Origin of the sequence: Sphingomonas sp. (assembly GCF_019746015.1) — a bacterium.
GTDB lineage: Bacteria > Pseudomonadota > Alphaproteobacteria > Sphingomonadales > Sphingomonadaceae > Sphingomonas.
In genome coordinates, this window is the sequence record NZ_JAIESM010000011.1 from 1 (window position 1) to 4,422 (window position 4,422).

General features: G+C 65.1%; 5 protein-coding genes. 2 read left to right on the top strand and 3 right to left on the bottom strand.

The genetic code is table 11. The annotated features are described in order from the left end of the window. From K2Y03_RS02230 to K2Y03_RS02240, 3 genes are all read right to left on the bottom strand, one after another. Nucleotides 1-752, bottom strand: a 752-nt coding sequence (locus K2Y03_RS02230; RefSeq protein WP_294087880.1) for an adenosylhomocysteinase, incomplete at its 3' end; no start/stop codon positions are given. 108 nt (nt 753-860) lie between these two features. Further along, on the bottom strand, nt 861-1,700 hold the full coding sequence (locus K2Y03_RS02235; protein ID WP_294087881.1) for a sterol desaturase family protein: 840 nt from the start codon (nt 1,698-1,700) through the stop codon (nt 861-863). 66 nt (nt 1,701-1,766) lie between these two features. Continuing rightward, on the bottom strand, nt 1,767-2,285 hold the full coding sequence (locus tag K2Y03_RS02240; protein ID WP_294087886.1) for a YqgE/AlgH family protein: 519 nt from the start codon (nt 2,283-2,285) through the stop codon (nt 1,767-1,769). Nucleotides 2,286-2,487: 202 nt separating this feature from the next. Here K2Y03_RS02240 and K2Y03_RS02245 point away from each other — a divergent pair, with 202 nt between their 5' ends. Beyond that, complete coding sequence (locus K2Y03_RS02245; protein ID WP_294087884.1) at nt 2,488-2,970, top strand: peroxiredoxin; 483 nt, start codon at nt 2,488-2,490, stop codon at nt 2,968-2,970. 106 nt (nt 2,971-3,076) lie between these two features. Then, nucleotides 3,077-4,422, top strand: a 1,346-nt coding sequence (locus K2Y03_RS02250) for an AMP nucleosidase (RefSeq protein ID WP_294087885.1), incomplete at its 3' end; no start/stop codon positions are given.

The following is a 4,422-nucleotide window of genomic DNA, read 5'->3' on the forward strand; positions in this document are numbered from 1 at the left end:
ATCACGTCGGTGCCGCGACGGATCGCGTCGACCAGCGATTCCTTGCAGCCATAGAGGTTGTCGAACTTCGACTTGGTGACGCTGTCGTTCACGTTGATCGCGGGGAAGGGCAGCTCGCCCTTCTTGGCGATGGCATAGAGACGGTGAACGCCGGTGGTGGTCTCTTCCGACACGCCCTTGATGTTCTTGACCGACTCGGTGAGGTAGCCGGGCTTCGCCGCGATGAACGCCTTCAGCGCGCGCTGGAACTCGACTTCTTCCTCATTTTCGGGCTCGGGCAGGGTGTGGCCGGCTTCCAGCTTGGCGCCCCACAGCGCGAACATCGTCGCGTCGCCGCCATCGTCCAGAATCATGTTGGCGGTCTGGCCGGTGCCGTCATCCCAATCGAAGATGCGGCCGACATAATCCCAGTAATCGGCCAGGCTCTCACCCTTGATCGCGAACACCGGCACGCCCGAGGCGGCGATGGCAGCGGCGGCGTGATCCTGCGTGGAGAAGATGTTGCAGGTCGCCCAGCGCACGTCGGCACCCAGCGCGGTCAGCGTTTCGATCAGCACGGCGGTCTGGATGGTCATGTGCAGGCTGCCGGTGATCCGTGCGCCCTTCAGCGGCTGTGCCGCGCCATATTCCGCGCGCAGCGCCATCAGGCCCGGCATTTCGGTTTCGGCGATCGCGATTTCCTTGCGGCCGAAATCGGCAAGGCTGATGTCCGCGACGACATAGTCATCGGTGCGCTCAAGAATGGTGGCCACGTACAGGTCTCCCAGAGGTGAGAATTTAGGGCCGGGGACGGCCCAACGCCGCCCAGCCTGCGCGCGCCATAGCGCCGCTCGACCGGCAAATCAAATATAAAGATGTCTTTATATCTGCCCGTGGGCAGCGGCGGTCGGAATGGCCCCATGGGCGGGGGCGGCAGGCCTGCCGATCGTCATCGGCAGCGCCAGCCACGCACCAACCGTTTCCGGCTGCGCGACGCCCTCCAGCCCAGTGGCGGGCCATTCATCCGGTTCCGGAAAATGTGCCGTGCCGAACACCCGGTCCCACAGCGTGGTGAAGGCGCCGAAATTGCGGTCGAAATGCCGCTCTTCCAGGCTGTGATGGATGCGGTGGAAGCGGTTGTCGCACAAGAACAGCCGCAGCGGCCCCAGATGCAAGCGCGTCGAAGAATGGATGAAGGAGGCGTGGAAACGGATCAGCACCACCACCACCGGCGCGCCCAGGCCACCATCCACCAGAAACAGGCTGGCGGGCAGCATCAGCCCGGCGGACTGGAAGACCACCTCGCTCAGGTGATGATAGCTGTTGACCGTGTTCAACTCGCGGATCGAATGGTGCACGGCATGAAAGCGCCAGAACCAGCGATGCTGCGCCCGATGATACCAATAGAAGAAAAAGTCATAGACCAGCGCGCCAACGACCGGACCGATCAGCACAGCCAGCGGGCCGGCCCAATCGGTATCCAGATGCAGCACGGCCAGGGGCCGCACCCCCAGCGCCTGCCACATCATGCCGAACCCGTTCATCGCCAGCGTGGCGACGGGCAGGTAGATTATCCAGAAGGCCAGCCCGGCAACACGCCCGCCGACGCTCTGGCGTCCTGCCGGAAACATCAGTTCCAGCGCGCTCAGCACGCACAGGACGATCAGCGCGGCACCGAACTGGTCCGCCAGATATGTCGATAGCTGAGACCAGATCGCCATGGCCTCCCCCTATCGCAGCAACCTTACCATGCCGTGAAATCGCCGGCGCCGCGGGGGCAGCAAATCCTAGGCCGTGCCAGCGCCGCTGCTCAACAGGCGGGGATCAATGCCCGCCTCCAGAAAGCCGCGCTGCCAGCGCTCGGCAACGGGCGTGTCGAAGATCAGCCCCGCGTCGGCGCTGGCGTTGAACCAGCCATGCCGCGTCATTTCCGCATCCAGCTGCCCCTCGCCCCAGCCGGCATAGCCCAGCGCCACCTGCCACCGGCTTGGCCCCTGCCCGGCGGCAATTGCCTTCAGCACATCGAGCGAGCCCGACAATGCCCAGCGCCCGGCGACGCTCACTGTCCCCTGCCCTTCCCAGTCGGTGGAGTGCAGCACGAAGCCGCGCCCCTGCTCGACCGGGCCACCCACGCACACCGGCGCATTGGCCACGTCGCCACACTCTATCTCCAGCTGCTCAAGCAGGTCGTGCAGGCCAAGCCCGGCAATCTCGGCGCCGATGCCGATGCCCAGCGCGCCGTTCTCGTCATGCGCGCACATCGCGATCACGGCATGGTCGAAACGCGGATCGCCGATGCCCGGCATCGCCAGCAGGAACTGACCGGTCAGATAAAGCGGCTTCGGCGCCACGGCATCGCTTCCCTTCGCTTTCCCTATCGCCCCGAAGGCAGCAGATTGCCAGCACCCGTTGCCCGCAACTGCGCGCTTTTGTTCGCACACCACGCTTCTCAACCGAGCCTGTGGCGGCTAGAGGACCCCGGCAACCCCTTAGCAAAACGAGGCGAGAATGACGATCAAGGTCGGTGACAAGATCCCCCAGGTTACCTTCACCAAGCCCGGCGATGCCGGCCTGGAAGCGGTTGACAGCGATACCTATTTCGCCGGGCGCAAGGTTGCGCTGTTCGCGGTGCCGGGTGCCTTCACCCCCACCTGCTCGGCCAAGCACCTGCCCGGTTTCATCGAAAAGGCGGGCGAGCTGAAGGCCAAAGGCATCGACGAAATCGCCTGCACCTCAGTCAACGACGCGTTCGTGATGGGTGCCTGGGCCAAGACCAGCAGCACGGGTGAGACGGTGACGATGCTGGCCGATGGCAACGGCACCTTCGCCGAAGCCGTGGGCCTGACCATGGACGGCAGCAAGTTCGGCATGGGCACCCGCAGCCAGCGTTATTCGATGCTGATCGAAGACGGTGTGGTCACCCAGCTGAACGTCGAAGGCCCGGGCGAGTTCAAGGTCAGCTCGGCCGAGCACATGCTCGCACAGCTCTAAGGCGCACGCGGCGCGGCGGGCACCACAAAGCCCGTCGCGCCACCGCCTTTTGGGCGCGGCGAACCGCCCCTTGCCAGCATGGCGCCTCTCGCCTAGCGCTGGCGCGATGACCCAGGCAGAGCACATCGTCGCCGATCTCGATCGGCTCTATGCGGCATCGGTCGCACGGCTTCAGGCTGCGCTGATCGCCTATCTGACCGACGGCACCGTGCCGCCGCCGGAAAGCCGGCAGGATGGCAGCTTTGCCTATCCCGAAATCAGACTGCATTTTCACGGGGGGCCGGACCGCGTCGCGCCCGCCCGCTCCTTCGGCCGGCTGGTAACGCCCGGCGATTATTCGATCAGCGTTACCAAACCCGCGCTCTATGCCGGTTATCTCATCGAACAGCTGACCCTGCTGATCGAGGATTACGACGTTACCGTGGAAGCGGTGCCGGGGCGCCAGGAAATTCCCTTCCCCTATGTGCTCGATCCCGGCCATGCGCTGAGCCTGGATGAAGTGTCGGCAAGCGATCTGGCGCGCTATTTCCCGGCGACCGAGCTGGCCCATATCGGCGACGAGATTGCCGACGGGCTGTGGGCCACCGAAACCCACCGGCCGCTCGCGCTGTTCGACGGTCTGCGCACCGATTTCAGCCTGGCACGGCTGCGCCACTACACCGGCACCCCGCCCGAACATGTGCAGCGCTTCGTGCTGTTCACCAACTATCACCGCTATGTCGATGAATTTGTTCGCTGGGCGTGCGACCAGCTGGGGCCTGAGTCGCGCTATACCGCCGTGTCGGGCGCGGGCGGCATCATCATCGAGGCGGGCGACGATGCCGACAAGCTGGTTACCGACAGTGCCTGGCGCCGGCACCAGATGCCGGCCTATCACCTGATCGCGCCCGATCGCACCGGCATTACGCTCGTCAATATCGGCGTCGGCCCGTCGAACGCCAAGACGATTACCGATCATCTGGCGGTGGTGCGGCCGGAGGCGTGGCTGATGATCGGCCATTGTGGCGGGCTGCGGCCGAGCCAGCGGATCGGCGACTATGTGCTGGCGCACGCCTATCTGCGCGACGACCATGTGCTCGACGATGTGCTGCCGCCCGAAATTCCGGTGCCCGCCATTGCCGAGGTGCAGCTGGCGCTTGCCCGCGCGGCGGAGACCGTCTCGGGCCAGTCTGGCGAGGAGCTGAAGCGGCGCCTGCGCACCGGCACCATCGTGACGACTGATGATCGCAACTGGGAGCTGCGCTATTCCAAATCGGCGCTGCGCTTTTCGCAGAGCCGCGCGGTCGGCATCGACATGGAATCGGCGACCATCGCGGCCCAGGGTTATCGCTTCCGCGTTCCCTATGGCACATTGCTGTGCGTGTCCGACAAGCCGCTCCATGGCGAGCTGAAGCTGCCGGGCCAGGCCAACCGCTTCTACGAACGCGCGATTGCCGAGCATATGAAGATCGG